The organism is Algibacter mikhailovii (assembly GCF_014651495.1).
Taxonomy (GTDB): Bacteria; Bacteroidota; Bacteroidia; order Flavobacteriales; family Flavobacteriaceae; genus Algibacter_E; species Algibacter_E mikhailovii.
The window spans coordinates 320,646-346,536 of sequence record NZ_BMWZ01000005.1; the positions used below are offsets into that span (position 1 = coordinate 320,646).

At 33.5% G+C, this 25,891-nt stretch carries 18 protein-coding genes, 1 tRNA gene and 1 pseudogene; 7 read left to right on the plus strand and 13 right to left on the minus strand.

Annotated features, from left to right (window positions below):
• Positions 1 to 5: 5 nt before the first annotated feature.
• The 5 genes and pseudogenes from IE051_RS12520 (at position 6) to manA (ending at position 5,579) form a co-directional block, all read left to right on the plus strand.
• Positions 6 to 2,576: a M1 family aminopeptidase gene (locus tag IE051_RS12520; protein WP_189361144.1), complete on the plus strand. Its 2,571-nt coding sequence runs from the start codon at positions 6 to 8 to the stop codon at positions 2,574 to 2,576.
• The gene (locus IE051_RS12525) at positions 2,573 to 3,502 is read left to right on the plus strand and encodes a DUF58 domain-containing protein (RefSeq protein ID WP_189361146.1); all 930 of its coding nucleotides are present in this window, start codon (positions 2,573 to 2,575) and stop codon (positions 3,500 to 3,502) included. The genes IE051_RS12520 and IE051_RS12525 overlap by 4 nt, the downstream gene beginning before the upstream one ends.
• 81 nt (positions 3,503 to 3,583) lie before the next feature.
• Positions 3,584 to 3,657, plus strand: a tRNA-Asp gene (locus tag IE051_RS12530).
• Positions 3,658 to 3,933: 276 nt separating this feature from the next.
• A pseudogene (locus tag IE051_RS18680) lies at positions 3,934 to 4,137 on the plus strand (fibronectin type III-like domain-contianing protein); the annotation flags it as partial.
• 239 nt (positions 4,138 to 4,376) lie between these two features.
• Entirely contained in the window at positions 4,377 to 5,579 is a 1,203-nt protein-coding gene (gene manA / locus IE051_RS12540) for a mannose-6-phosphate isomerase, class I (protein WP_189361148.1), read from the plus strand.
• 556 nt (positions 5,580 to 6,135) lie between these two features.
• Here the strand turns inward: manA and IE051_RS12545 are convergent.
• The 5 genes from IE051_RS12545 to IE051_RS12565 form a co-directional block, all read right to left on the minus strand.
• Positions 6,136 to 6,798, minus strand: coding sequence for a hypothetical protein (locus IE051_RS12545; RefSeq protein ID WP_189361150.1), 663 nt, complete (start codon positions 6,796 to 6,798; stop codon positions 6,136 to 6,138).
• Between the two features lie 153 nt (positions 6,799 to 6,951).
• Positions 6,952 to 7,551 carry a hypothetical protein gene (locus tag IE051_RS12550; protein ID WP_229796804.1) on the minus strand — a complete coding sequence of 200 codons (600 nt, stop codon included), beginning with the start codon at positions 7,549 to 7,551 and terminating at the stop codon, positions 6,952 to 6,954.
• A gap of 185 nt (positions 7,552 to 7,736) precedes the next feature.
• Positions 7,737 to 8,477 (minus strand): protein phosphatase 2C domain-containing protein, encoded by a 741-nt coding sequence (locus IE051_RS12555; protein ID WP_189361152.1) that lies wholly within the window; start codon positions 8,475 to 8,477, stop codon positions 7,737 to 7,739.
• A 68-nt stretch (positions 8,478 to 8,545) separates the two neighbouring features.
• On the minus strand, positions 8,546 to 10,870 hold the full coding sequence (locus tag IE051_RS12560; protein WP_189361154.1) for a serine/threonine-protein kinase: 2,325 nt from the start codon (positions 10,868 to 10,870) through the stop codon (positions 8,546 to 8,548).
• Positions 10,870 to 11,436, minus strand: a complete 567-nt coding sequence (locus tag IE051_RS12565) for a sigma-70 family RNA polymerase sigma factor (RefSeq protein ID WP_189361156.1) — start codon at positions 11,434 to 11,436, stop codon at positions 10,870 to 10,872. Before IE051_RS12565 ends, IE051_RS12560 begins: the two co-directional genes overlap by 1 nt.
• Before the next feature lie 200 nt (positions 11,437 to 11,636).
• Here IE051_RS12565 and IE051_RS12570 point away from each other — a divergent pair, with 200 nt between their 5' ends.
• Positions 11,637 to 12,473, plus strand: a complete 837-nt coding sequence (locus IE051_RS12570) for a hypothetical protein (RefSeq protein ID WP_189361157.1) — start codon at positions 11,637 to 11,639, stop codon at positions 12,471 to 12,473.
• 114 nt (positions 12,474 to 12,587) lie between these two features.
• On the opposite strand, the gene IE051_RS12575 is transcribed toward IE051_RS12570, so the two are convergent.
• The 4 genes from IE051_RS12575 to IE051_RS12590 all read right to left on the minus strand — a co-directional run bounded on the left by IE051_RS12575 (position 12,588) and on the right by IE051_RS12590 (position 17,634).
• Complete coding sequence (locus IE051_RS12575) at positions 12,588 to 13,610, minus strand: hypothetical protein (protein ID WP_189361160.1); 1,023 nt, start codon at positions 13,608 to 13,610, stop codon at positions 12,588 to 12,590.
• A 336-nt stretch (positions 13,611 to 13,946) separates the two neighbouring features.
• Positions 13,947 to 14,723: a hypothetical protein gene (locus IE051_RS12580; RefSeq protein ID WP_189361162.1), complete on the minus strand. Its 777-nt coding sequence runs from the start codon at positions 14,721 to 14,723 to the stop codon at positions 13,947 to 13,949.
• Positions 14,724 to 14,987: 264 nt separating this feature from the next.
• Positions 14,988 to 17,078 (minus strand): helix-turn-helix domain-containing protein, encoded by a 2,091-nt coding sequence (locus tag IE051_RS12585; RefSeq protein ID WP_189361164.1) that lies wholly within the window; start codon positions 17,076 to 17,078, stop codon positions 14,988 to 14,990.
• Between the two features lie 406 nt (positions 17,079 to 17,484).
• Entirely contained in the window at positions 17,485 to 17,634 is a 150-nt protein-coding gene (locus tag IE051_RS12590; RefSeq protein ID WP_189361166.1) for a PspC domain-containing protein, read from the minus strand.
• Between the two features lie 305 nt (positions 17,635 to 17,939).
• On the opposite strand from IE051_RS12590, the gene IE051_RS12595 reads away from it, so the two are divergent.
• Complete coding sequence (locus tag IE051_RS12595; RefSeq protein WP_189361168.1) at positions 17,940 to 19,208, plus strand: BamA/TamA family outer membrane protein; 1,269 nt, start codon at positions 17,940 to 17,942, stop codon at positions 19,206 to 19,208.
• 88 nt (positions 19,209 to 19,296) lie between these two features.
• Here IE051_RS12595 and IE051_RS12600 read toward each other — a convergent pair whose 3' ends face one another.
• From IE051_RS12600 to IE051_RS12615, 4 genes are read right to left on the minus strand one after another with little or no spacing between them, the layout of a single operon-like run.
• A complete protein-coding gene (locus IE051_RS12600; protein ID WP_189361171.1) occupies positions 19,297 to 19,620 on the minus strand; it encodes a hypothetical protein in 324 nt (107 codons plus the stop codon).
• Positions 19,621 to 19,638: 18 nt separating this feature from the next.
• On the minus strand, positions 19,639 to 22,947 hold the full coding sequence (locus IE051_RS12605; RefSeq protein WP_189361173.1) for a VCBS repeat-containing protein: 3,309 nt from the start codon (positions 22,945 to 22,947) through the stop codon (positions 19,639 to 19,641).
• Positions 22,948 to 22,966: 19 nt separating this feature from the next.
• Positions 22,967 to 23,815, minus strand: coding sequence for an N-acetylglucosamine kinase (locus tag IE051_RS12610; protein ID WP_189361175.1), 849 nt, complete (start codon positions 23,813 to 23,815; stop codon positions 22,967 to 22,969).
• A gap of 6 nt (positions 23,816 to 23,821) precedes the next feature.
• Positions 23,822 to 25,873, minus strand: a complete 2,052-nt coding sequence (locus IE051_RS12615) for a beta-N-acetylhexosaminidase (protein ID WP_189361177.1) — start codon at positions 25,871 to 25,873, stop codon at positions 23,822 to 23,824.
• Positions 25,874 to 25,891 lie beyond the last annotated feature (18 nt).

Below are 25,891 nucleotides of genomic sequence, written 5' to 3' on the forward strand. Positions count from 1 at the left end.
TCAATATGAAAGTATGTATATATGTTATTCTAGGCTTTATCTTGATGACTTCTTGCGCAAAAAAATCTGAGCGAATAGATTTATTAAGTCCTGGTATTTCACTCGAATTAGCAAAATACAGAAAACAGCAGGTATCAAATGTTGTTTATAATTTATCATTTAAAATACCTGAGCTAAAAGTTGAACCTATTGCCGCAATTTTAGATTTAAGTTTACAAATTAATAATTTAAATCAACCTTTATACTTAGATTTTAATGCGGATAGTTCGCATATTAATAGTGTTTTTGTAAATGAGAAACAAGTTGAGATTAATCATCAACAAGAACATATCATCATTGATCCAAAAGATTTAAAAATTGGAAATAATGAGGTGTCAATTAACTTCAGGGCAGGCGAATTATCACTTAATAGAAATGATGACTATTTGTACACGCTTTTAGTGCCAGATAGGGCGAGTACCTTGTTTCCTTGTTTTGATCAGCCAGATATCAAAGCGCACTATATTCTTGAGGTAACCGCACCTAAGGATTGGCAGGTATTGTGTGCTTCTAATATTGAGATGTCAGAAATACAAGGGGACTTCGTTAGGCATAAATTCCAGAAGTCTGATTTGATGAGTACCTATCTTTTTTCATTTGTAGCTGGGGTTTTTAACAGTACAAAGCAGAAATTAGGTGATTTAAATATGCTGATGCTGTACAGAGAAAACAATGAAGAAAAGCTTGCAGCTAGTGCGACTGAGATATTTAATCTTCATCATAAATCGGTAGGTTTTTTGGAAGCATATACGCAATATGAATTTCCCTTTAAAAAGTTAGATTTTGCCGTAATACCCGGGTTTCAATACGGTGGTATGGAGCATGTAGGTGCCATACAGTACAGAGAATCGTCCTTGTTTTTGGATGATAATGCGACACAAAATCAGAAATTAAACCGTAGTAGACTTATTGCCCATGAAACAGCGCATATGTGGTTTGGGGACTTGGTGACTATGAAGTGGTTTGATGATGTTTGGCTCAAAGAAGTATTTGCAAATTTTCTCGCAGATAAAGTGACTAGTCAATCGTTTCCGGATGTGAATCACTATTTAAATTTCATGACAGATCATTATGAAAGAGCATATAGTGTAGACAGAACCCTAGGCTCAACCCCTATAAAACAACCACTAGATAATTTAAAAAATGCCGGGACACTCTATGGGCGTATTATCTATGACAAGGCGCCAATTATGATGCGTCAATTAGAGGCTTTAGTTGGAGAAGAGTCTTTTAGGAAAGGCATGCAAAATTATATTAAGACTTATGCCAATGGTAATGCAGATTGGAATGATTTAGTGGCTTTATTGGATGCTGAAACTTCTGAAGATTTAATGCAATGGAGTGATGTTTGGGTAAATAAACCCGGAAGACCTTTAATTTCAAATATCATTACATATAAGAATGATAGTATTGAACGTTTTGAAATCGCTCAACAAGCTGAAGATGGCAGTGGTAATGTTTGGCCGCAAACCTTTGAAGTTGGACTGGTTTATGAAGACGCTGTTAAGGTAATGCCTATTAAGTTAAATGCTAAAAAGCAATTGTTTGTAGAGTTTGTTGGATTGCCTAAGCCCAATGCTATAATCTATAATTATAATGCCTTTGGTTACGGCGTATTTCCTATAGATTATTTAGATGTTAATACAATACCATCAATTAAAAATGATGTGGCTAGAGGTTACAGTTATGTGAATTTATATGAAAATATGCTTTCTGGTAATATTGCCCCTAAAAAGGTGCTTGATGTATTTATAGAGGGTGTTGCCTCAGAAAAAGAGGAACTTGTTTTAGACGTAATTAGTGGAAAGATAGCCTCATTGTTTTGGCATTATATTTCAGAAGAGCAGCGTGCTTTAGTGGGTGAAAGATTAGAATCTATAGTTTATAAACAATTAAATGAAGATCGCTATACTACAAGTTTTAAAAAAACGCTTTTTAGTTTATATAAGAGTGTCGCTTATTCCGCAGAGGGCAAAGACGTATTATACAATATATGGAACAAATCCTTATCCATAAAAGGGTTAAATTTGGGAGAGCATGATTATACAAACTTAGGAGTAACTTTGGCTATTTATAATCATGAACATTCAAAAGATATACTGCAAAGTACCTTGGAAAACATTAATAATCCTGACAGAAAAAAACGCTTTGAATTTTTGTTGCCGTCATTGTCAGGTGATGAAAAAGTAAGAGAAGCCTTTGTATTATCTCTGGCTAAGGCTGATGCTCGAGAAAAAGAAAGTTGGGTAGCGACTAGTTTGAATTATGTTAATCATCCGTTAAGGCAAGAAGCTTCTCAAAAGTACTTAAGAATGTGCTTAGAATTGATTGAAGAAATTCAGTTAACAGGGGATATTTTTTTCCCTAAAGCCTGGCTCAATGCTACCATTGGAAATTATACCTCTGATTATGCCTATGATGTTCTTGAACAATTTATGGCAGATAATCCAAATTTTCCGGACGTCTTAAAAAATAAACTATTACAAGCTTCTGATGGTGTTTATAGAGCGAAATTAATTAGAGAAAAACACAAATGAATTTAAGTCGAGAACTTAATAAAACAGAGGGTTTTAAAAACCTTGAACTTCTTGCCAAACAAGTTGTTGAAGGTTTTATTGCCGGGATGCACAAAAGCCCATTTCATGGTTTTTCGGCTGAATTTGCTGAACATAAAATATATAATCAAGGTGAAAGTACCCGACATATTGATTGGAAATTATTTGCTAAAACAGAGAAACTTTATACAAAGCGCTATGATGATGAAACCAATTTAAGGTGCCATATTATTTTAGATAATAGCAGTTCAATGCATTACCCTGAGTTGTCAGCTTTTTCAATAGACAATCTAAATAAAATTGCTTTTTCAGCATTAGGAGCGGCTTCATTAATGCAGATATTAAAAAAACAACGTGATGCTGTAGGATTAAGTATTTATAGCGATAGTTATGATTACTATGCCCCAGAAAAGGGGAGTGAAAGGCATCATCAAATGCTCTTAAATCATTTAAGTCAAGCAGTGCGGTCTAGGCACCATAGTAAGCAAACGGAAACGTATAAGTATTTACATGAAATAGCAGAAAAGATTCACAGACGGTCTTTAATTTTTTTATTTACAGATATGTTTCAAACCTCAGAAAATAACATTAAATTATTTGAGGCGCTAAGGCATTTGAAGTACAATAAACATGAAGTGGTATTGTTTCATGTTTTTGATAAGGAGAAGGAATTAGAATTCAATTTTGATAATACACCTAAGCGCTTTGTTGATGTTGAAACTGGGGAGCATATGAACTTATATGCAGATTCAATAAAAGAAAACTATAGTAAAGCAGTTGAAGATTATTTTGCTGCCTTACGATTAAAGTGTGCTCAGTATAAAATAAAATATGTAGAGGCTAATATTAATGAGAATTTTAATAACATCCTCACAGCCTACATGATAGAACGCCAAAAATTTGGCTAGAAAAAATAAAACATAAAAAACTTCAAAAAAGGTTTGAGATATTAAAAAAGGCGTGTATATTTGCAACCGCAATAATGCAACGGTCTGGTAGTTCAGTTGGTTAGAATGTCGCCCTGTCACGGCGAAGGTCGCGGGTTCGAGTCCCGTCCAGACCGCAAAAATTGCAAAAATAAAGCTCTGAGAAATTAGGGCTTTTTTTGGCAATAGCAAGAAGTTGTGTTGTTCCTAGAGGAATCTAGGATGTAGTTACCAAAGTAATTTGGTATCCAATGGAAAGCTTTCCTTTTTTCTGTGAAGAAAATGGGGATGCTTTTTTGTTTTATAAAGGATTTTTTTGCAAAAATCGAAATCTTATTTTAATTCACACATAACTTTTGAGATTGATTCTATTTTTGCTTAAACACAACAATTGCCCTTGATCTGTAACGACCTATGAATCTCAACTTCGAGGATTTGATCGTATTCATTTATTGCCCAACCAGACTAAAACAGTTAAGCTTGTTATTCATCCGGAGGATTTAGAAATTTTAGACAAAAATATGAATTGGACAGTAGAATCTGGTAAGTTTAATATTTCGGTTGGAAGCTCTTCGGTGGATATTAAATTGACTCAAGATATTGAAATATTAAAATAAGGAAGAAATAGATTTTAAAAATGACAAATTCCGGGAACTGGAACAACTTGTGTGGCAGTATCATGAAGGGTTTCCTGGATCTCAACTTGGCGAATTGTGAAAACTTATGGATATAATTTTTAAATGTTAAGATTTCATTAATTATTGAAGGTTACACCTGTTAGAATTGAAATTCGATACATTCATTAATCAAAAACTTAGTATGTTTGTTAAAGCAAAATGTAATAAATAAAAAGTGTATGTCTAAATTATTTACCCTTACTGGGAAAATTCAAAATTATGCCTGGGGTGGTACTCAATATATTCCCAATTTATTAGATTTGGAGGCTGGGGAAGAGCCTTGTGCTGAGTATTGGCTTGGGGCCCACATAAATGCACCTTCAATTTTGGATACAATAGAAGGCGAGCAATCTTTAGATGATTATTTGAATTTAAACCTCTCTGAACGACTAGGTGCTGACATTGCTGAAAAATTTGGGCGATTACCTTTTTTGTTTAAAGTCCTGGATGTTAGTGATATGTTGTCTATTCAGGTGCACCCAAGTAAAATAGAGGCAGAAAAGGGATTTAAATATGAAAATGAAAAAGGGATTCCTCTAAACGCATTTTCTCGAAATTATAAAGATGATAATCATAAGCCTGAAATAATGGTGGCTCTCAGTGAATTTTGGCTTTTACATGGTTTTCTGCCTAAGGAAAAGTTGATTCAGGTGTTAAAAAGTATTCCGGAGTTTAGCAATCTATTATCAGTTTTTAATGAAACAGGATATTTTGGTTTATACAAGCAGGTCATGCAACAATCTGATGAGGAAAGCAATGCATTATTACAGCCCATTATTAATCGCATATTACCGCTTTATAAAACAGGTAAGTTAGATAAGTCTAATCCCGATTACTGGGCTGCTAAAGCGGTGGATACCTCAGAAAATAAGAAGTCTTTAGATAAAGGCATTTATTCTATTTACTTTTTTAACATAGTAAAAGTTAACAAAGGGGAAGCTGTATTTCAAGATGCCGGTATTCCGCACGCCTATTTAGAAGGTCAGAATATGGAATTAATGGCCAATTCAGATAATGTTTTACGTGGAGGTTTAACACCAAAGCATGTGGATGTGCCAGAGTTGTTAAAACATGTAGTTTTTGAGGAGACTGAACCAAACATTATGTTAGGAGAATTACAGGATGATGGGCTAGAACGCATTTATAAAAGCCCAGCGCCAGATTTTGAACTTAGTCAAATTAGTATATGCGCAACAGATAAGTACATGTCAAAAGCTATGACTGCTCAAATTATTATAGTTATTGAAGGTCATGTGGAAGTTTCTGAAGGGAAGACGGTATTAGCATTAGGTAAGGGGCAATCTGCTTTTTTATCAGCAGACAGCGCTTATACTGTATCAACTCCTAACTCAGCAATTCTTTATAAAGCGACAGCACCTTAAATATGTATGAGGACGATTATTTGAGTTTATATTATATAGATTCTGAATAACTCGTTGTAATTTTTTGGCGGGCTTATTTGGTTTGATTGTAGGCATTTTTTCTTGCACTTTAATAAAAGTACATGTCTCAAATCTCTACCAACTACAATGCTAAACAAAGGCGTTGCTCGAAATACTTCTGACGATTTAATAAAACGGTTAGATCCCGAAGTGCTGAATGTGCATCCTGATTTCGTGAAACTAGGGTTGGAACTAAATGAGCCAATGAGGAAGGTTAATAGGAATAGCTTTCGTGTTAAATGCTATGATGCCCGCCATTTTCTAATTTAGGCGAAATTATGAAATCGATATTGTTATTAATTTGAAAAGCCTACTACAGGAAGGAATTCAGAGAGCACGGTATTAGATGCTGTGCTTAATTTGTGTTTAAAATAAATAATTCCCAAAAAGCTTTCTGTTCAATATTAGACATTAATAAATTCTGAAAACTTAATAAACCACCATAATGATTTTTTTCAATTCAATATAGAGATCAATGGTAGTATCGAGTTGGTTTTTAAATTACCCAAAGTGCATGTTTTTTTTCTACATACCATGTGTTATTCTTCTTTTTTATGATTAGAATAGATGCTTCTCCGCAGTCATTTCCGCAGATAAATGAAAAATACATCATTCCTCTACTTTTATCATTATTAAGAATAAACTTTGATAAACTCAAATTTCCAACATCAAATGTATTTAAAGTATCTGCTTGTTTTAGAGATAATTCCTTTAATTTAACGAAATTAGATGTCAATAGTTTAACTGGTAAGTGATTCTTTTTTTTAATTTGTATGGCAACCTGGTCTATGTTAAACTCTTCAGGACTTTTTATAAATGAAATATCGATTTCACTACCATTGAAATTATCATTGATAAATAAAGTCCCCTTTAGTGAGTCATTTTTAATGATTTTTTTCTTTAAAGTTTTTAATTCTTGTTGGTACGCTATAGAGTCTATATTTTTATGAAATAAATGATTTATTAAAAGGTGGATTGATTGTTCTCCTAAATATCTATTATATAAATGAGTGTCAACTAAATCATTCAATATATTATTGTAAATTGCTATAGAATCTACTATTGTTACTGAACTAGGTACTTTTGTTTTCTTTGCTGTGGTATTTTCTTTGCATGAAAATACCAATAGCATTAAAATTAAGACCATAACTTTTTTCATCTATTCCCTGTTTAATATTAATGATGGTTAATGCTGAGGAATATCTTGCTCGTAAATAGAATACTCAAATATCATACCGGCTTCTTTATGAAATTTTGTTTCATCTTGAAGAATATGGGGATGCTTTTTTGTTTTAAAACAGCTTTTTGAAGTTTATTCTGTTTTTTCTGTTTCTGGGTAGGTTGGTGTAATCATAATATGGGCTCTGTGTGTGCCAGGATTCATGATCCATGGGTGTCCTGCAGTAAGTGGTTTGTCAGGTAGCCCTGTTGTTTCAGAGGTCGCAAACGGGATATAAACCACATATCGTACTTTTTGATTTTCAATACGTTTTGTCTCTTCGTTAATGTCTCCTTTAAGCACAATTAACGTTGAATGATAAGGGAGGTTTAAGGTGCTATTTTTTACTTCTTCCTCTCGGATATCAAATATTTCTTTGAAATTTTTTCCTTGGGCTTTTAATTCACGACCACGCGCCATAAATTCATCTAAATCTTTATGGTATGCTGCTACTTGAAAATGATCATTCTTCGGGTCGTCGGCAAGACAAACATATTGGTTTGTGCCTTCTCTTAAAACGATAAAGTTTCCGTCGGCATCATAACCGTATACTTTAGCCTTTTCCCTATACTGTTCCTCTAAACCTAAAACAGCAGTTTCTAGTTGCCATGTTTTGGATGGTATTTCATTTTGAGAATACATGGTTAAGCTAAAAGAAAATAGGATTAAGGTAATACATTGTATGAGCTTCATAGCACGGAATTTTAATTGAGAATATCTATATAATAAAACTAAGCTTTTAAAGTTTTCTTCTTAAATGTACAATTTTTTATAAGTTCAATCAAATAGGCCATCGTACGTATAGGGTTTAAGTATCAGGTATATTTGTTTTAACCATTTTTATTAGGTTAGAAATTACCACTGACAAGTTCTAATTATTATTTGTTTACAATTCTGATGATGCTCAAATCATCATGCAGTATATAGCCGTTTTTATGTAAGGCTTCAAATTGATCTTCTAAAAATAAATTGCCGTTTTCTGTGGGGGGTTGAACCAAAAACAGATGTCTTAGTTTAGTCAATTCCTCATGACTTTTAGTGGCTTTAATTAGTTTGTCAATACCATCAGTGGAGATGGACACATCGTTTACATTTTTAAAATTCCAAGTTTGTATAACATCATCTTTGATAACATCAAATTTTTCACTTAAATGGTAGCCCAGAAAGTTAGGTGTGTTATTTTGATCTATGTTGGTGATTTCCCCATTAATAGCAAACAGACCATCACCACTCATTTTTATACAAGCATTTAGGTCTTTTGTATTGTAAATAAGAAGGTTTACAGTTGATAATAACTCTTCAGTGGTTAGAAAAAAGAGTTTTTTTGTTTTTTTTAAATCATCAAATAATTGATTTAAAATAAAGTCGGCCACGTCCTCTAATGCCATGGTACTCAAGTCAAAATCCTCAATGATTGCTTTCATCTGAGGCAGCATTCTACAAGATTTATGAATGGATTTGCTATAGAGGACAGACGTAAATTGACTGTCTTTTGCGGAAGAGCAACCATCCATAACTGCACATACAAAAATGTCATCTGTAAGCTGAAAAGAATAGAAAAAATCTTCCGAAAAATGCGGATGATGGCTACTGCGTTTATGAATAGATAGAATTTTCATTAGTGCATGGTATTTACATGTGTTATACAAGTAACAGGGCAAAAAAGGCCAAAATACCCTAAAATGATTTAGGAATAAATGTCATAATTTTTCCACCAATCGAGAGCATCTTTTCGCGTCCAAGGATTTTTTTGGTTTAACTTTTCAAAAAAAACAATAAGTTCATCAATACCACTGGGGCGCTTATTAGGGTCAAATCGAATACAGGACGCAAGAAATTCACTAAGTTCAATAGGCACATCTTTTCTTTCAATTAAATTATTTCTAAAATCGCCTTGTAATGTTTCCTCACCCGTTAGCATTTTTTGGGAGACTAATTCAAGTAAATATTGCCCACTAAATAAATACATGCCTAAAGCGCCTATGGAATAAATATCAACCCTTAAATCAGTGTTAAAAGGGTCTCGGATTCTTTCAGGAGCCATAAACATTGGGGTGCCTCCAATTCTATTGATTTGAGTTTGTTGAGATAACGATGCATCAACATTTTTCACCAAACCAAAATCTAATAATTTTACTACGTCATACGCCCCACCTTGATTACAAAGCATGACGTTCATTGGTTTTATATCTCTATGCGCAAAACCTTTGTCATGCGCTTCTTTTAAAGAAAGGCATAAATGATATAACACATAAATGCCACGGGCTAAAGGAATTTCATTATTAGAATTCACCACTTTATCCAATGAAATTCCATTTAAAAATTCCATGACATAGTAGAAATTATTGTTCTCGGTAGTACCATAATCATATACTTTTATGGTGTTGGGGTGAGAAAGGGAAGATGTAATTTTCACTTCTTTTTCAAACCGATCTAACATGTCAGTATTCGCAAATTGGTTTTTTAAAATTTTTATTGCTACAGGTGTTTTAAGAAAGGTGTGTTCGGCTTTAAAAACTTCACCAAACCCACCCTCACCAAGTTTTTCTCGCAATTTATATTGACCTATTATACTAAAGTCATCAACCTTTTTGCCAATTCTAGCAATTCTCACATTTGAATTAAAGAGCAAAAACGAGAGCACTAAAATGATAATAAAAAAGATAAAAAAAGTATATCTAAAATAAACTAAGGAAGCTAATGCTTCATCAAAATCTTCTTCGGTTATAACGCCAAAATTATGCTCAGGATACCATAAATACGCACCAATAACCTCAATGCCTCTATAATCTCTATATGGTTTCATTAAGCTTCCATGGTAAATGGAATCTCCAAGTTTAATATGATTTAATGCATTGTCAACAATTTTGGTGAATGGCATTTCTACACTAGACAAAGTAGGTTTTGCACCATGCATGACATTGAGTCCTGGATCTTTCAATTCAATGTTATAAATTGTTTCTAGCAAGGTGTCTTTTAGTAAATAGGTTTTGCGTAAATCTTCAGTAAATCTTCCGGAGGAAATCATTTTACCCTCATTGTTGAAGGCGTAAGTTTCACTTGTAGCACCATGTTTTGAGGTGTTGAAAATTTCTGAAAATCCTTTTTTTGCAAGATTAGAACCTGCTAAAATTGCTATAACATTATTATGTTCATCAATAATGGGGCATAGAAAATTAATCCAAGTTTCATCCTGCATTTTTAATTCAAAATTGTGAATTAAATCATAATTATTTATGGGAGGTAGAAATACGGTCTCGCCATTTTTGGCTTTTAAATAATCCTTATAGATTAATTGACCGAGGTCTATATTAAACATTTTAGAAATCCCTGTTGAATCTATTAATCCGGACCCTAAAATAGATTTTGGGCTACTATTACTTAGAATGGACATAATAGCATAACCGTTATTCTTAGCGGTTTTTAAGAGCCATTTTGTAACGTCTCTGGAGACATCAGATTTTTTTAATAAAGCATAGGTCTCATCAATATTCTCTAAACTATCAATGGCTTTAGCCATGGCAATAAGCTCTGAGTCTTTTGATAAGTTTTCAATTTTGTTATTCTCAGTTGCAATCCATCGTTTAAATATTTCAGAGGTGGTGTTTAATAAAGCAATTTTTTCTTCTCTTTCAGATTCTAAAATGTTATCTCGAATATATAAGTTTGAAATTACGCCTAAGCCAAAAGTAACTAAGAGGAACAGGATTACCAGGATTAATCTATTTCTTTTGTTTCCAAAAAGTAATTTGGTCCAGTTCGTTACAATTTTGGTGCGAAAAACGGAGTCCTTTCTTCCAACTAATTTGGTGATTTCTTTTAAGGTAGTATTGTTCGCCTCTTTTTCAATGGCTTCTTCACCATGAATGTCATGGTACAATGACAAGACTTCCTTTTCAAGGTCTTCATCAGTACCACAGGCTTTTTTAATTTTGATTATAGCCTCGTCAAAAGGAAGGTCTATAACCTTAGCTATAATACTCGATATTTTATTATGTTGTTCCTTATCCATTAAATATCGCTACGCATAAATTTTTTCAACCATGCCTTAGCTACTTTCCAATCAATTTCAATGGTTTTTATAGAAACACCTAGCTCATCTGCTATTTCTTGCATTTTCATACCACCAAAAAATTTCAGTTCAACCACTTTAGCTTGCCTTTCATGAAGTTTTTCCAGGTGTTCTAAAGCCTCATCAAGAGAAAGCATAATTTCATCTTTTTCTACGGAATACGTTAGACCTTCCTCTAGGTCCAAATGGTATTCTCCTGACCCTCTTTTTATGGCATTTTTTTTACGAGCATGGTGCACCAAAACACGTCTTATAGCTTGTGCGCTAACGGCAAAAAAGTGGGAACGTCCTTTCCAATCTATTTGATCTTGATCAACAAGACTCATATAGGCTTCATTTACAAGTATGGTGGGTTGTAATGTGTGGCCGGGTCTCTCTCTTCGGTATAGCTTTTCGGCAATTTCATGCAGGTTGTCATAAACCAAAGGATATAAGTCTGCCGACTTATTATTTGTTCCTATGTTATGTAGTAATTGAGTGACTTCATGCTTTTTGTTTTTTGACATGTTATTGAGGTTTATAAATAATGGTATAGACATAAAAGTAGAAAATTTAATTAATTTTATACTGAACTTATTGATTTAATTGATGGATTATAAGTATTGTGGAAAAAAATATTAATTCTAATTAGGGTTTTTCAGGAGGTATTGCCCTGTTGTATATGAAGGGCAAAATTTGGTCTTTTTAAATTTTAAAATAAACAATTATGAAAACTAGAATAACAACCTTTTTAATCGCATTTTTATTCATCCTAACAGCAAGTGCTAAAAATATTCTTGTTAATAAAAGTGATGGTACTTCAGAAAACATAGCATACAATCATAAAACCCTGTTAAATAAAGGTTTGCAAAATGATAAAGGAAGTATTATCAGCTTTCAAGAAATTAGTGCAATTAGTACTTCAGATTTTGATGCTTACGATGAAATACTAAGAAAAACCCAAAGAAGAGCCACTCATGTAAAGGTTGAGTTTACAGGAGATATGAATAAGTATGCTGCACGTTTAGAAAAATTAAAGCGTAATAGAGACGGTGCCGATGTGACACGTGGTGTGGGAGGTATCATGTCAATTATTGGTGTTTTATCTGGAGATAGGGAGCTAACGGCAGCCGGCATCGCTGTTAATGGTGCGGGATATATAGCTAGAAATATCAATGATGATAGAACTGCAGATACACAAACGGCCATGTTAAATGAGCTTGATAATCGTACTAAGAAGATTGAAAATCAACCAGAATCAGAAGAAGATCAATTACGTAAAAACTACGGAGATGAAAATGTTGATGGATTAAAGGAATTAATGAGCCATAATTATGAAAAAGCAACTGCTTATGCTAATGTAGGCGAACTTTCAAAAGATGCTAATCATAGGTTATCTGCGATGTGGCTGAAGGCTTTGATTGCCGCTGATCAAAATTTAGAAGTCGAAACAAACAAGGCGTACAGTAAAATAGTCACTTTTGATCCAGAAATCAAGAATATTCAAGAAGCGGAAAAGGAAACAACGAATTTATTAGCTGAGTTGGAAGCGTTAAGAAATTAGTAATCTGTAACTACAGGGTATAATGTGAAGAAATCTAATTGCCTTGAGTTAAAATTTATAAAACCTAAAGTAATTACTACTTTAGGTTTTATATTAGGATGTTATTTAAAGATTTTATTTTTTTGGCCAATTACTCCACATACTGCAATGACCAGCTTTATCTGTTCCTAAAAGATCTCTTTGTCCTAATGAGTACCCTGCGTTCATTATAGCAAATGGTGCATATTGTATTTTGCCATTTTTCTTTGTGAAAGACTTTCCAAAATGGGCTTGACTGAGACCATGCCCTGCCTCATGTATTGCTACAGTCTCAAAATCTATAATGCCATTGTCCATGATGTCATTGGGTTCATCTTGAAAAGGCATACTATCATTAAAATAGATTTCTTTAAAAGCTACATCGTTTTTGCCATTGTTATCAAGATCGGTAGGCGTTCCCTCATTCAGAAAAACCCATGTAAACGTAACAGCAATGATATTATTACCACCATTTGGCCGCAATGTATTGAAAAACGCTTTTGGCAGATTGCCACCAAATAAGATAGATCCATATACAACATTAAAAGCCCCTCCAAATCCGCGTACTTTTTGGGCAATACCAACATCGCCAAAAAGATTAGGTGTCGTTACTAAGATGTTTGCAGTGTTCAGGCCTTTTGAACATGATACTGAACCCCATGTGTTCATGGCGTTGTCTATAGCCCCGAGTGTTTCTGCGCCAGACATGCCTGATGTAGTTGCTAATTCTGTGCCATCCACCCAATATAATAGATTGGTGCCGGGAAGGTAATTTCTCGGGTCATCTGGAATCCAATCAGAAAGTAATTGCTTATTTCCAACAGCCTTGAATCTATAAGTTATACCTGCTTCTTTATGACCTAAAAGTTCTACAGTGCTAAGTTGAAGGTTCTCTTCTAGAAGCTCACTGTTTATAGCGGCAACAAAATCTTCCAGGGTAGTTTTTCCTTCTGTACTTTTGCTATAAATATTGGTGTTAGTAGTGTTGATATTCAATAGGGGGATTTTGTCCAGATTAAGAGAATTAACTTCCTCGGTAGGTGAATTAGATATGTCATTCTCTTGGCAGGCCATAAAGAATAACGCGACTACGAATAAGCATTTTACAAGTGTTTTCATAATATTTAGAATTTAGATTAATAGTTGTCTCAAGATGCTCAATTAACCCATGCAACACCTAACACTGCTGTCGCAAATAATTCTATTTTTTTTTGAAAGACTTACAATTTTGATGTATTTAAACATTTAATTAAATGTATTTCAGTGTTTTGAGGGTTCTCATTGTAGTGTGTTGTGAAGCGGTGTTACTATCTTCTTTTTATTTGGAAAATAACATTTATCCAGAGGTCTTATATTCATAGAAAATGAATTGGCTGCTTTTTTGTTATAATTAGTGGTTTTGTTTTTTTAAGTAAATTAAATAACCCGAATGAAATCATCCGGGTTGATACTATCTTATTGCTGGAATAAATCCCACTCATAGGTTTCTCCATCAAGTTTTACTTTAAAAGAGATGTATCCATTCTTGACCATACCTTGCATATCAAAATGTACCTCAGTAGTTGCGTCTTTGCAATCACCCATAAAGAGTCGGGTTCCAGGTGGAGGGGTGTTTTGACCATCTGTTAATGTTGTTTTTACATGTACAATACCGTGGGCATCGGGATTAGTAGTTGGGCCTACGCCTATACGCCATAGATCTATTTGGCCATCTCCATCAATATCCCTTTTATCATTAATTAACCCATGTAAGTTCTCTTTAAAAAAACCTGTTCTGTTTTCTTCACACCAGTTAGAATATTTTAATTTGAGCACTCCAGTTGACCTATCTGCAATAAGAACTCTGGGTTGCTTTATATTCCATTTCGCATGACCCCAATCACCATTTACATGAATTCTATCTTGGCCGTCTACTGGATAATCATATACCATAACTAAGTCTGTATCTGGTATCCAGAACGCTCCAAAAATCCTTGCGGGTGTTGTATTAGCATTAGACGAATACACGAAAGTCCAAAATGGTTTTTCATCTTTATTGGTACTTTTTTTATGAGTTGATTTGCTGTTTATATTGTATACCTCATTTAAATAGTCATAAAGAACAGAAGCTTCAATTTCGGAATGAGATTCTTGCTCGACACTTTGTGGTTCATTTTCACTTTCAGTAGTTGAACACCCGAAAATTATCATGGCTGTAAGTAAAAAACTAAATTTAAATAATTGATTTTTCATAATTTATTGGTTTTAGATTAATAGTGATGTGAAGGTGCCATTAAAACACATGCAACACCTAATACATATGTTGTAATTGATTCTTAATTTTTTTTAAAGGCTTACAATTATGTTGTATAATCCAATGTAACCATCTGTAAATAGGTTGCTTATGTGAATGGTGTAATAACAGTTAATTACTAAGTATTACTTCTGCTATTTGTAATTATTTACTCTTGAATTAAAAAAAGCACAAGTATTTTGTAGAAAATAATAATATTTGTTTTAATCTTTTATAGTAGGTGGAGTGGAAGGCAAATAAGGTTTTATTTGGTTTTGTGCTTCTTCTAATTGTTTTTCTCCTCTTTTAATTGATGCCTGTAAATATTCCAAATCGCCTTCAAAAAGACCAGCTTCTAAATCTGCTCCAATATAAAGTACAAAATTCCAAAAAAGCCAACCGTTGGCAGCTTCAAATTTGTCAATGAATTCATTGGATTTTTCTATATCTCCCAAAGCTGCATGAAGAAAAAATAACTGATAATAACTTAAAGGTGTGTCTAGACTTTCTTTAGAGCTTAATAAGGTGTTATATAAATCAATTTGTTTTCTCAATAATTCTTTTCCGGCTTCTATCTGCCCATCGCGGATTAAACACATGCCATAACCCCAATAAACCGTTCTTGATGCTAAAGAATTTACGCCTTCTTTTTCAACTTGATTATAGCATTTTTCCCAGTATATTTTTCCTTTTTTAAAATCTCTCTTATGCATGTGTAGTGCTCCTAATAATGCATTGCGCTGTTGATTATCCTTAAGTAGATTTTTATTAACATAGTTAAGAGCGTCATTATACCTTCTAAACTGTATGAATGAATACACTCTATCTCTTCTAAACCTTTTTACAGTCTGTAATTCAAATATTTTATCAAAATAATAATCTACAAAGAATGAGTTGTTTAGTGTTCTGTAAAACTCAAGGTAGTGCGTATAGAGCCCTATTAGCTGGCCTCTAGATTGGGCGTATTTTTCTGCCTCTTTAAGGGTTAATATAGCTTCTTTGTAGTTGTTCTTTCTTTTATAAATGCGAATTAAATTTAATAAAGCACCCACATTATTAGGGTAAATTGTTAAACTCTTTTCGTAATCTAAAATCGCTTTATCGTCTTCATTTATTAACAAGAAGTAATTTCCTCTTATATTATAAGCTAATGAATTATTTGGGCTTAATTCTAAAGCTTTATTTGTTAAATGAAGGACTTCATTTATATTGTTATTATCGCCTACATAGTCTCCATATCGTTCAAAAGTAGTGAATGCGAGACCGATATAAGGTGAACTATATAATGAGTCACTTTTAATAGCTAGTTCATAAGACGTTTTGGCTTTGTTAATTAATTCTAACCAAACATCATGTTTTTGAAAAGCGCGGTTGGCTTTAAACCTATATTCCTCACCTTTTAAAAAATACTCATAGGCCGTTTTATTTTGTGTTGGAATGGCACTTAATTCATTTTGCAAATTTGGAGAAATAATGGTCTCAAGATTGCTAGAAATGGATTCTATTACATTAGCTTGAACCGTAAACATTTCTGAAACATCTTCATCATAGCGGTCAGACCAAAGAATTTTGTTATCATCTACTCTAATTAATTCAGCTGAGATAATGGCGCGATCTTTTATGCGCTGAACATGTCCTTCAATAACATAATTTACTTCAAGTTCTTTAGCAATGGTTTTTAAAGGTGTTGATGAATTTCTGTAGCGTTCTACGGAACGTCTTGAAACTACTGTGAACTCAGGTATTTTTGATAATTGATCACGAATTCCTCCCATGATGCCATTACAAAAAAATAAATTTTCTTTATTAGTGCTATTATTTACAAATGGTAATACGGCTATAGATTTTTTGAGATTTTCATCAAGACCATTAGCCTTGTTGACAGTTTCATTAAATATTATTAAACCAACCAGAATCAATACGGGGATAATTGCAAGTATTTTTTTTGAAAACGTTTTTTTTGGAGGAGAAATAGTTCTTTGATTTTTCACTTCTCCAGGAGGATAACCATAAAAGTTATGAAAACAGGTATTGAAATAAGTTGGACTTGTGAAACCAACCCGGTAAGCTATTTCTGAAGCCGTAAACTCATTTTTTTTAAGGAGTTCCATCGCTCTTTCTAGGCGATATTCTCTAATAAACTGGCTTGTTGATTTACCGTTTATATCTTTTAATTTTCTATGTAATTGTGACCTGCTATATCCTATTTCATCAGCTAGCTCTGAAACTCCAAAATTTTCGTTTTCAAAATTAACTTTAAGAATACTTGTCAATTTATTAATGAAAGACTCATCTATGGACAACTTCTGGTTCATTATAAATTTTAATTACCGGTTAAGACCTAATTATTCTTTCTGGGCTATTAAAAACTGAGAGCCTTTCTTTCATACAGAGCTACTCAAATATAAGCATAAAAAAGTAATCAGAAAAAGTTTACGAAAAAAGAAATGCTTAAATTTGAAGTTATTAAAGGTGTTTCAATCATACTATTTACTGAGATTTCTACTTCATAGATATACGAAGTTATTTGCCATACTATGCTGTAATTCTTATGGAAAGAGCTTTTAGTTTTCTGGCATACTTTCGTATAGCAGTTTGTCTTTAAAAGGAAAAGATGTTTTGCAATGTCTTACGGCTACGGTAAGATTTATTATTTCTGTTGTATTAAAAGGCATTACAGGTTAATACTTACTATTAGCGTTTTGAATGTTTTGGTTCTCTTTATTTTGAAAAGAGCTTTACTAACCATAATATCAAGTAAAGGCCAACACCAACACCAAAGAATAAAACGCTAATAACAAAGGCAATGCGAATATGCGATGTTTTCCAACCTAATTTTCCACTTAACCACTCTGAAACTCCTAAAATCATATAACACTATTAATTAGTTAATAAACCAAATATAAGTAATCCGATTATTTATCATTGGGGATACATACTTTTTTATCAAAATAGGTGTTAATTAAATGCGTGGAATACCCCATAAATAAGTGGACATGTATTGCTGTTAAGTTTTATCAGGTCCTTATAAATCAGTAATGCAAATGCATGCCGTATTTTAATTAAATTGGACCTTTTTTTATATCTTTAAATATTAGCATGTATTTATACAATTTTAAACGCTTGAAGTGTGTTAATATTTATAATTTCGCGTCTAGAATTAATATTATAAATTAATGAATATAAACAACCCAATTGGATCTTCGGTTTTTCTGAAAGCGGTTATATTGCTTTTTTTATTCTGTACCATTAATATTTTTTCTCAAACTAAACAAGAATCAAAGGAAGCATGTGCGGTAAAATCATTACCAGAGCTTTTTAAAAAGAAAGATTCTGTTCTTACAATAAAGCCCATTAAGGATAGTTTTTTCTTGTTGATTCCCGTTATCGGGTCATCTCCAGCTACAGGGTTTCTATATGGGTTTGTAGGTCAATATACTTTTAAGGGAAAGCGCAGGGGAGACAGGTATTCTTCAATTAATGCAGGCGCAACATATACCACAAATAATCAGCTTTTGGTAAATGTGAAGAACACTGTATTACTAAAGCATAATAAAATTTATTTGAATGGTGACTGGAGGTTTTATCTTTTTACGCAGTCTAATTATGGTCTGGGGTCTGATATAATTCCACCCATGCGAAAGGATGATGGTTTTGTTTTAAGCGACTTAGAACAGCCCATGAATTATGATTATCTGAAATTTCATCAAACCGTTTCTTTCCGAATTAAGGAGAACTTTTATATTGGTGGTGGTTTGCATATTGACGGCTATACTAATATTTCAGATAAACTACTGGATATTGATAATGATGTGTTTACTGAACATTATAAGTACAGCGAAAGATATGGCTTCAACGCAAATGAATACTACGTGAGTGGTGTAAGTCTTAATTTTGTTTTTGATTCTCGCGACAATCAAATAAATGCCAATAATGGGTGGTATGGTAATATAAATTTTAGATCTAACCCGGATTTTGGCAAGAATCAATCAGCAAGTTCAGTGCTGTTTACAGAATTTAAATATTATGTCCCATTAAGCAAAACCAATCTTCAACATGTGCTCGCTTTTTGGACCTATGGGCAGTTTTTAACTAATGGTAATTTGCCTTATTTGAATCTTCCAGCACTTGGCTGGGATAAAACAAGTAGGGGCGGACGTGGATACGTGCAAGGTCTCCTTAGAGGTCAGAACTTCGCATATTTGGAGACAGAATATCGCTTTCCTATTTCCTGTAACCAATTAGTAAGTGGTGCTGTGTTTGCCAATTTCACAACAGCTAGCGATAAAGATAGAAATGTTAAGCTTTTTAGTGCAATACAACCTGCTGTTGGGGTAGGACTGCGTATACTCATTGATAAGTCAACCCGTACTAATTTGGTTTTAAATCAAGTTTGGGGGCGACACTCTGATGCATTTTATTTAAATGCTGGTGAAACTTTTTAATCCTGCTATAAGTAACATTTAGGTAATGGGGCCAAACTGGATTCAGGTGAAGATTTCTATTTTATCTTATAAAAAGTCTTAAGATAGGCTAGCAAATGAAATGTTTCAAATGATTTAAGATAGAAAGTACTTGACGACTTATTTGAACGCCATTCTTTTCATATTTGCTTTTTATACTTATTTCGAAATTTAATAGGTTGTTTTCGTATGATTTTTCAAATATCTGCAGGCAGATGCCGGGGAAATAAACTGTTAATCCTTTCTCATTGTCCTGTAAATACAACTCATATTCTGCACTTACCCAATTTAAAAACCTATTAAACTCAGCCTTATTTAATATGGTTTCTTGGTGAACCATGGTAAATGAATCCGTTGGTTTATTTGAAATTCTTTTATTTTTATTAGTCTTCATATCAATCATAACCTATACTTATTGGGGTTCATCATGTCTTAGTATATTGAGTGAATTATTCTTATTCAATATGATAAAATGAACTTGACCTTTAATTTTAATTTTTTTAATAGCTTGTGCCTCATGATGATTTAAGGCGTTTAAATCGTGGGTAATGGTAAACCCGCCGTCTTCATTTCCTAACAAGATATACCCTGCAGATGCATCATATCTTATGGTTTCAACTTCGGCATCATAGATATTACCAATGCCAAATACATCCATTATCCCGTCATAATTTAGATCATGAATCTCAAAGCCTAATGTTGGACTAAATTGCGCCTGCACAGGAAGATCAATTATTTCAAAACCGCGTTTGCCATTATTTTTGATAAGTACCGTATTGAAGTTGTTGGCCTCATAATGATAGGCGTTTTTTAGCTTATCTGCACCATATATATCGGGTAAGGTAGATGCCGCAAAGGCTTTATACGTCTTAAGTTTTTTGTTAATAAATGGTGTTTGTTGAGACGAACATTCTTTACCTCTAACAGGAAGTAAATCACCTGTTTTAGACACCTTACTCAAAACAACATCAAATGATTTGTTACCATCTAAATAGTCGGCATAAATATGTAATGGTTTTTCAATAGTAGGATGAAATTTATTGTTATTGCCCCAATTTCCAATCAAATAATCTTGGTCTCCATCATGGTCAAAATCAAAGTCCTTTATGGACTGACACCAGCCAACAAAACCATTTAACGTTGTATTTGTTTTTACTGTAAATGCATTTTCGCTGTTCTCAAATATTTGAATGCCCATCCATTCTCCAACCACTATTAAATCCAAATCACCATCTAAATCAAAATCAGAAAATAGACCATCATTAGCCATACTTAATTGGTTGACACCGGTTAACTTTTCGGATGTGACGTCTTTTAAAATGCCATTATGGTTTTCTAATAATTTGGATGGGTATGCCAAAGGATATTTACCAGATATGACACCTCCTGCCAAAAAAGCATCTAAATCGCCGTCCTTATCATAGTCTGCAAATAGTATTTTCTTTGAATGCATTAGGTTCTTAGCTAAAGACCCCTTGCTATAGCTGCCTTTACCGTTGTTAATGTATAGTCGGTCTTGTAATAAGGCATTATTCTCGGGAATTTCATACCCTCCTGAAGTCACGTAGATATCTAAATCACCATCAGAATCTATATCCACAAAAGCGGCGTCTGTATCTTCATAAGCTTTGTCTGATTGGAATAGCGCTTCGTTTGATGATTTAAAAACGCCGTCTTTATTTTGAATATAAAGGGCTCCTGATTCACCTTGCGCGTTTCCTAAGAATAAATCGTCTAAACCATCGCCGTTAACATCTCCAATGGCCATTGGAGCGCCTTTCTCTGATTGCTTTTGTGGTAATAATAATTGTAGTTTAAAATCATCAAACACATTTTCTTTTTGTACATAATCTATACCAATGTCAGCAGGTGTGATTTTTTTGAAATAGCTAATAGGTTGGGTCTTAGCATTAGTAGTGTGAATACTATTGGTATGCTTTAAGGATATGGATTGATTAACAGCTACATCCCTTAAAACTTGGGTCTTTTGATCGGGCCATGTAATGGATATGCTATCTATTTTTTTGTTTGAGCCCAAGCCAAAATGTAATTTATTGGTAACTGAGGACTGATATCCCCGGCTAAGAAATAAGGTTTTAGACTGTGCTAGTGCATTTGAATAAACCGAAACTGTGCTACCTATACCAAATCTGTTTTGTTCTGAACCTTCCAGACTAAATTTAATATAACTGCTTTCTGTATTGTTTTTATACACTGAAGCCGCCTCGCCCTGGTTATTCGTTACCAAATCTAAATCACCATCATTATCCAAATCAGAATACACTGCGCCACTTGAGTTTACATTTTTCTCAAACCCCCAAGCTGTAATTTGATTTTTGAATCTTAAGTTTTTAGTATTTTGAAATATGTAATTATTCAATTTGGCTGAAGGCATCATATTTATAGCTTCATCTAAAGAGACCTTTTTTCGATTTTGAATATTGCTACGCATTTGGTTTCTAAAGTCTTGATTGGATAAATCGTTTTCAATACCATTAGTTACAAAAACATCTTTATAACCGTCATTGTCAAAATCAGCAATAAGGGGTGCCCAACTCCAATCTGTTTTAGAAACACCTGCTAATTGCCCTATGTCACTATAGGTACCATCGGCATTATTGAGTTGTAACATGTTCGACATGTATTGGTGGTGGTAGCCACTTTCAACTATTAAATTGAAGTTGTCTGTGCTCATTGTTGCCATATTTTCTTTGCTTCTTATATGGTCTTCAGCAAGCATGTCTAAAACAATCAAATCCGGTAATAAGTCATTATTGATATCTGCATAATCAGAACCCATACTATTTGCCGAAATATGTTTAAATCTTGATAATGCTTCGTCTTTAAAAGTCCCGTCACCTTGGTTTATATAAAGGAAATCAGGTTCTAAAAAATCATTGGCAACATAAATATCAAGTAAATTATCATTATTGAAATCCCCAATACTTGCACTTAGACCCCAGGCCTTATTTTCTAGTCCAGCATGTTTAGTAATGTTGGTAAAAATATGCCCATCATTTCTAAACAGCTGATCGGAGTGATAGGGTTCTTTAGAGTCTTGAATTTTTGGGTTTATTATGGTGTTGTTTTGAAAATCGGAGCGGTGATTGACTAAGTAGGCATCTAAATCCCCGTCATTATCATAATCAAAAAAGTAGGCCTGTACAGAAAAACCAAAATGATCTAATCCGTACTTTTTGGCTTCTTCTTTAAACGTTTTGTTTTTCTGATTGATGTATAATTTATTTTTTCGCTGATTATGATTTCTTAAAGAACCCGATTTACAGACATAAATATCCAACCAACCGTCATTATTTATGTCTACCATAGACACACCTGTTGTCCAGCCCACTTTGTCTTCCACTTGGGCTTTTGTAGTAATATCTTGAAATTTGAAATCTCCCCCGTTTAAATACAGCTTATTTGACTCTTGATTTGAGGTGAAATATAAATCTTCAAGACCATCATTATTAATGTCTCCAGCAGCAACGCCTGCCCCATTATAGATATACGCGTAGTTAATGAAGTTAAAATATAAGTTCTCTTTTACTGAATTGGTAAAATGTATATTACTTTGGGAATTATCAATAAGTTCAAAAAGAGTACTGCTAGAGTTTTTTGCCTTGTCGACTTTTGTACATGCGTTTAAAACGAATAAAACAAGGACAAGAATGCTACTTTGAACGATTGATATGGATGCATTGTTTTTTTTAAAGGCCATATAATTGTTGTCTTATAGCTCAATTTAATTCAATTTGTTGTTTTATAATATTATCAATAGGACTTTTAACAAATTTTGCAGAATTAATCCCTCGTTCTTGAAGTGCTTGTTTTATAAATTCTTGCCCGTAATAAGCTACCGAGCCCACAAAATGAATGGGTACATGTTTTAATGTTTCTCTGTATTTAAGCACATGATTTTCAACAAAGGTCTTCATGCCTTCATAAATCATATTTTTGCAAAAAGGATGGGTACGATTCTCAAACAGAAAAGGAGCAAAGGAAGCAAGGTATTTATTCGGAGTTTCAGATTTATATAAATTCTTGATGATTTCTTTTTCCGCCAATTCAAATTGGTTTTCGAATAATAAGCGCAATTCCTTTGGCATTTTTTCGTAATAATAAGCTTGAAGCAGTACTTTTCCAAAGTAATTGCCACTGCCTTCGTCCATTAAGATATAGCCTAATGAAGGCGTTTTTAAATGGATGCTTTTTCCATCAAAATAACAACAATTAGAACCTGTACCCAAAATGCAAACAACAGCTGGTTCTTTAGTTGTTGCTAGTACCGCTGCCATGGTATCTTCACTGGTTTCAGCTTTAGCATTTTTAAAGAAAGATTCCAAAATAGTATTCACTTTTTTTTGACTGCGTTTGGTGCCGCAGCCAGCTCCAAAAAACTTAATTTTAGTAATTTGGTCTTTGAATTTGTTTAAATCCTCACATTTAGAGATGACCTTTTGGAATTGCTTTTTTGTTAATATAGCCGGGTTAAGTCCTTTTGTCTTTATTCTAATAGGTTCAGAAGCACTACGCTCGCAAAGAATCCAGTCGCATTTTGTAGATCCGCTATCGGCTATTAATATCATAATTTATTATTTAGTAAAATGAGTTTGGCTATAATTTGTAAGTTGATTTAAGCTTTCTAGTATGACTAATTCAACATCTACTACCGGTGTTTTTAATGCAGTGAGTGTATTATGAATTTCGTCGATTTGAGATGAAGTAATAAACTTGGTTTTAATTGCTTGAGCCAAATGTTTTGAAACGCTAGAAAGGTTTTTTGACAAAGGTTCTAACGGCGCTATTTTGGGATTTAAGGCCAAGGCTGAAAATTGCTCATAATTGCTAGACCATTTTTCTAAATAAGACAGAAGGCTATCAGTATTTTGTGTGTCAGGGGTTTTTATGAAGTTCCCAACAGCTGTATTGAAATTTGAGGCATCGTGGGCATCTACAACACAGGCGTCAGCAAATAGGTTGAAAGGGGAAAAGGTTTTATATTCAATACCATCCTTGTTTCTAGCATAAATTTTTAATGGCTCACAGATTTTTGTAAGCGTAATTAATGCTGCTATATCTTGATTATTAGTCATACTTCTTAGAATGACATCCCGGTTTTTAATATGGGTAAGCCCTAACGATTCCAATTGAAATGAAATGGTTGCAAGGCGTTTTTTCATGTTTTCAATGTCATTGACTTCCTTGGTAGACCAAAATCGTTCAGCTATGGCTGCTGTCCTAGGCCATATTCTAGAATCAATAGTTTGTGGTGTTACTAGTTCACTCCACATGGTGGCTTCACCTCCTAAAATTTTTGAACGTTCAGCATCCGTTAGGGTAACATCTCCAATAGGATCTACAGTGTAATGATGTTCTACAGACTGCATGCGGTCTATATAGTATCCATTAGATAGTACAGTTTGGTAGCCTTGCTTTGCTGCTGCAATTAATGAGCCACCATTTGCTAGTCCTTCGTTTTCACCTCGCCAGGAGTGTATCACAGCCGTTGTTGGCATGTTTGGGGTCATAATTTCATCCCATCCCATTAATTTTTTGCCCAACTTGTTCAATATTTTTTCAAGTTTAATATTGAAATAAGTCTGTAAATCATGATTGGTTTTTAGCTTATGTTTTGATTTGAAATTTTGAATATCTTTATTTTCATCCCAATGTTTTCCTTCATTTTCGTCACCACCTATATGGAAATATTCATCTGGGAATAAGGGCGTTATTTCTGTGAATAAATTTTCAAGAAATTCATATGTACTATCTAGAGTTGGATTTAGAGTGGGGTCAAATACTCCTGAATTGCGCTCAATGGAATACGTATAATCTGCTTTACTTCCTAATTCAGGGAAAGCAGTTAAAATAGCAGAGGCGTGCCCTGGAACATCAATTTCTGGAATAACGCGAATACCTAAGTTGTCAGCATAGGCTACAACCTCCTTAATTTGTTCTTGCGTATAATATAATCCATCGGTTGCTAATTCTTGAATTTCTGGGTATACTTTTGATTCTATTCTAAAGCCTTGGTCATCTGTGAGGTGCCAATGAAAAACATTCATTTTTACTGCGGCCATAGCCTCCAAATTACGTTTTAAAACATTAATAGGTTGAAAATGTCTTGACACGTCTATCATTAAACCTCTCCAAACAAACCTTGGGGTATCGGTAATAGTGACGCCTGGAATATAATAAGAGGTCATGTTATTGGTCACTAACTGAAGTAAGGTTTGTAAGCCTCGCAATGCACCTATGTCTGTATTAGCATGAATTTTTATGGTTTCATTATTGACCTCTAAGGTGTAAGATTCATTAGTATTTATGTTCAATGTTGCCACCTCATCATAGGAAATAAGGATGGTGTTCGCTTGACTTGATGCAACGGGAAAGCCTTCTTTTAAAAATACGCCTGTTTTATTGCTCAATTGTCTTAAAAAATGAATAGCGACATTACGAACTCGTTCTGAATGGTCAGAATTAATTGAGATCGTAACGTCGCTATTAATCATAAACTTAGCAGAGTTCTCTTTAATTTCTTTTGGCCAGGGCATTAAATCATATTGACTAGCCAAAGCGGACTGAGCATAGCCAAGTGCGCCGAAAAAACTAGTGAATAAAATAAGTAATATGATTTTTTTCATGTTCTGATTTGTTGTGTG

Coding starts and splice junctions, on each gene's coding strand:
- IE051_RS12520 (WP_189361144.1), top strand. CDS start 6: ATGAAAGTATGTATATATGTTATTCTAGGCTTTATCTTGATGACTTCT.
- IE051_RS12525 (WP_189361146.1), top strand. CDS start 2,573: ATGAATTTAAGTCGAGAACTTAATAAAACAGAGGGTTTTAAAAACCTT.
- manA (WP_189361148.1), top strand. CDS start 4,377: ATGTCTAAATTATTTACCCTTACTGGGAAAATTCAAAATTATGCCTGG.
- IE051_RS12545 (WP_189361150.1), bottom strand. CDS start 6,798: ATGAAAAAAGTTATGGTCTTAATTTTAATGCTATTGGTATTTTCATGC.
- IE051_RS12550 (WP_229796804.1), bottom strand. CDS start 7,551: ATGAAGCTCATACAATGTATTACCTTAATCCTATTTTCTTTTAGCTTA.
- IE051_RS12555 (WP_189361152.1), bottom strand. CDS start 8,477: ATGAAAATTCTATCTATTCATAAACGCAGTAGCCATCATCCGCATTTT.
- IE051_RS12560 (WP_189361154.1), bottom strand. CDS start 10,870: ATGGATAAGGAACAACATAATAAAATATCGAGTATTATAGCTAAGGTT.
- IE051_RS12565 (WP_189361156.1), bottom strand. CDS start 11,436: ATGTCAAAAAACAAAAAGCATGAAGTCACTCAATTACTACATAACATA.
- IE051_RS12570 (WP_189361157.1), top strand. CDS start 11,637: ATGAAAACTAGAATAACAACCTTTTTAATCGCATTTTTATTCATCCTA.
- IE051_RS12575 (WP_189361160.1), bottom strand. CDS start 13,610: ATGAAAACACTTGTAAAATGCTTATTCGTAGTCGCGTTATTCTTTATG.
- IE051_RS12580 (WP_189361162.1), bottom strand. CDS start 14,723: ATGAAAAATCAATTATTTAAATTTAGTTTTTTACTTACAGCCATGATA.
- IE051_RS12585 (WP_189361164.1), bottom strand. CDS start 17,078: ATGAACCAGAAGTTGTCCATAGATGAGTCTTTCATTAATAAATTGACA.
- IE051_RS12590 (WP_189361166.1), bottom strand. CDS start 17,634: ATGATTTTAGGAGTTTCAGAGTGGTTAAGTGGAAAATTAGGTTGGAAA.
- IE051_RS12595 (WP_189361168.1), top strand. CDS start 17,940: ATGAATATAAACAACCCAATTGGATCTTCGGTTTTTCTGAAAGCGGTT.
- IE051_RS12600 (WP_189361171.1), bottom strand. CDS start 19,620: ATGAAGACTAATAAAAATAAAAGAATTTCAAATAAACCAACGGATTCA.
- IE051_RS12605 (WP_189361173.1), bottom strand. CDS start 22,947: ATGGCCTTTAAAAAAAACAATGCATCCATATCAATCGTTCAAAGTAGC.
- IE051_RS12610 (WP_189361175.1), bottom strand. CDS start 23,815: ATGATATTAATAGCCGATAGCGGATCTACAAAATGCGACTGGATTCTT.
- IE051_RS12615 (WP_189361177.1), bottom strand. CDS start 25,873: ATGAAAAAAATCATATTACTTATTTTATTCACTAGTTTTTTCGGCGCA.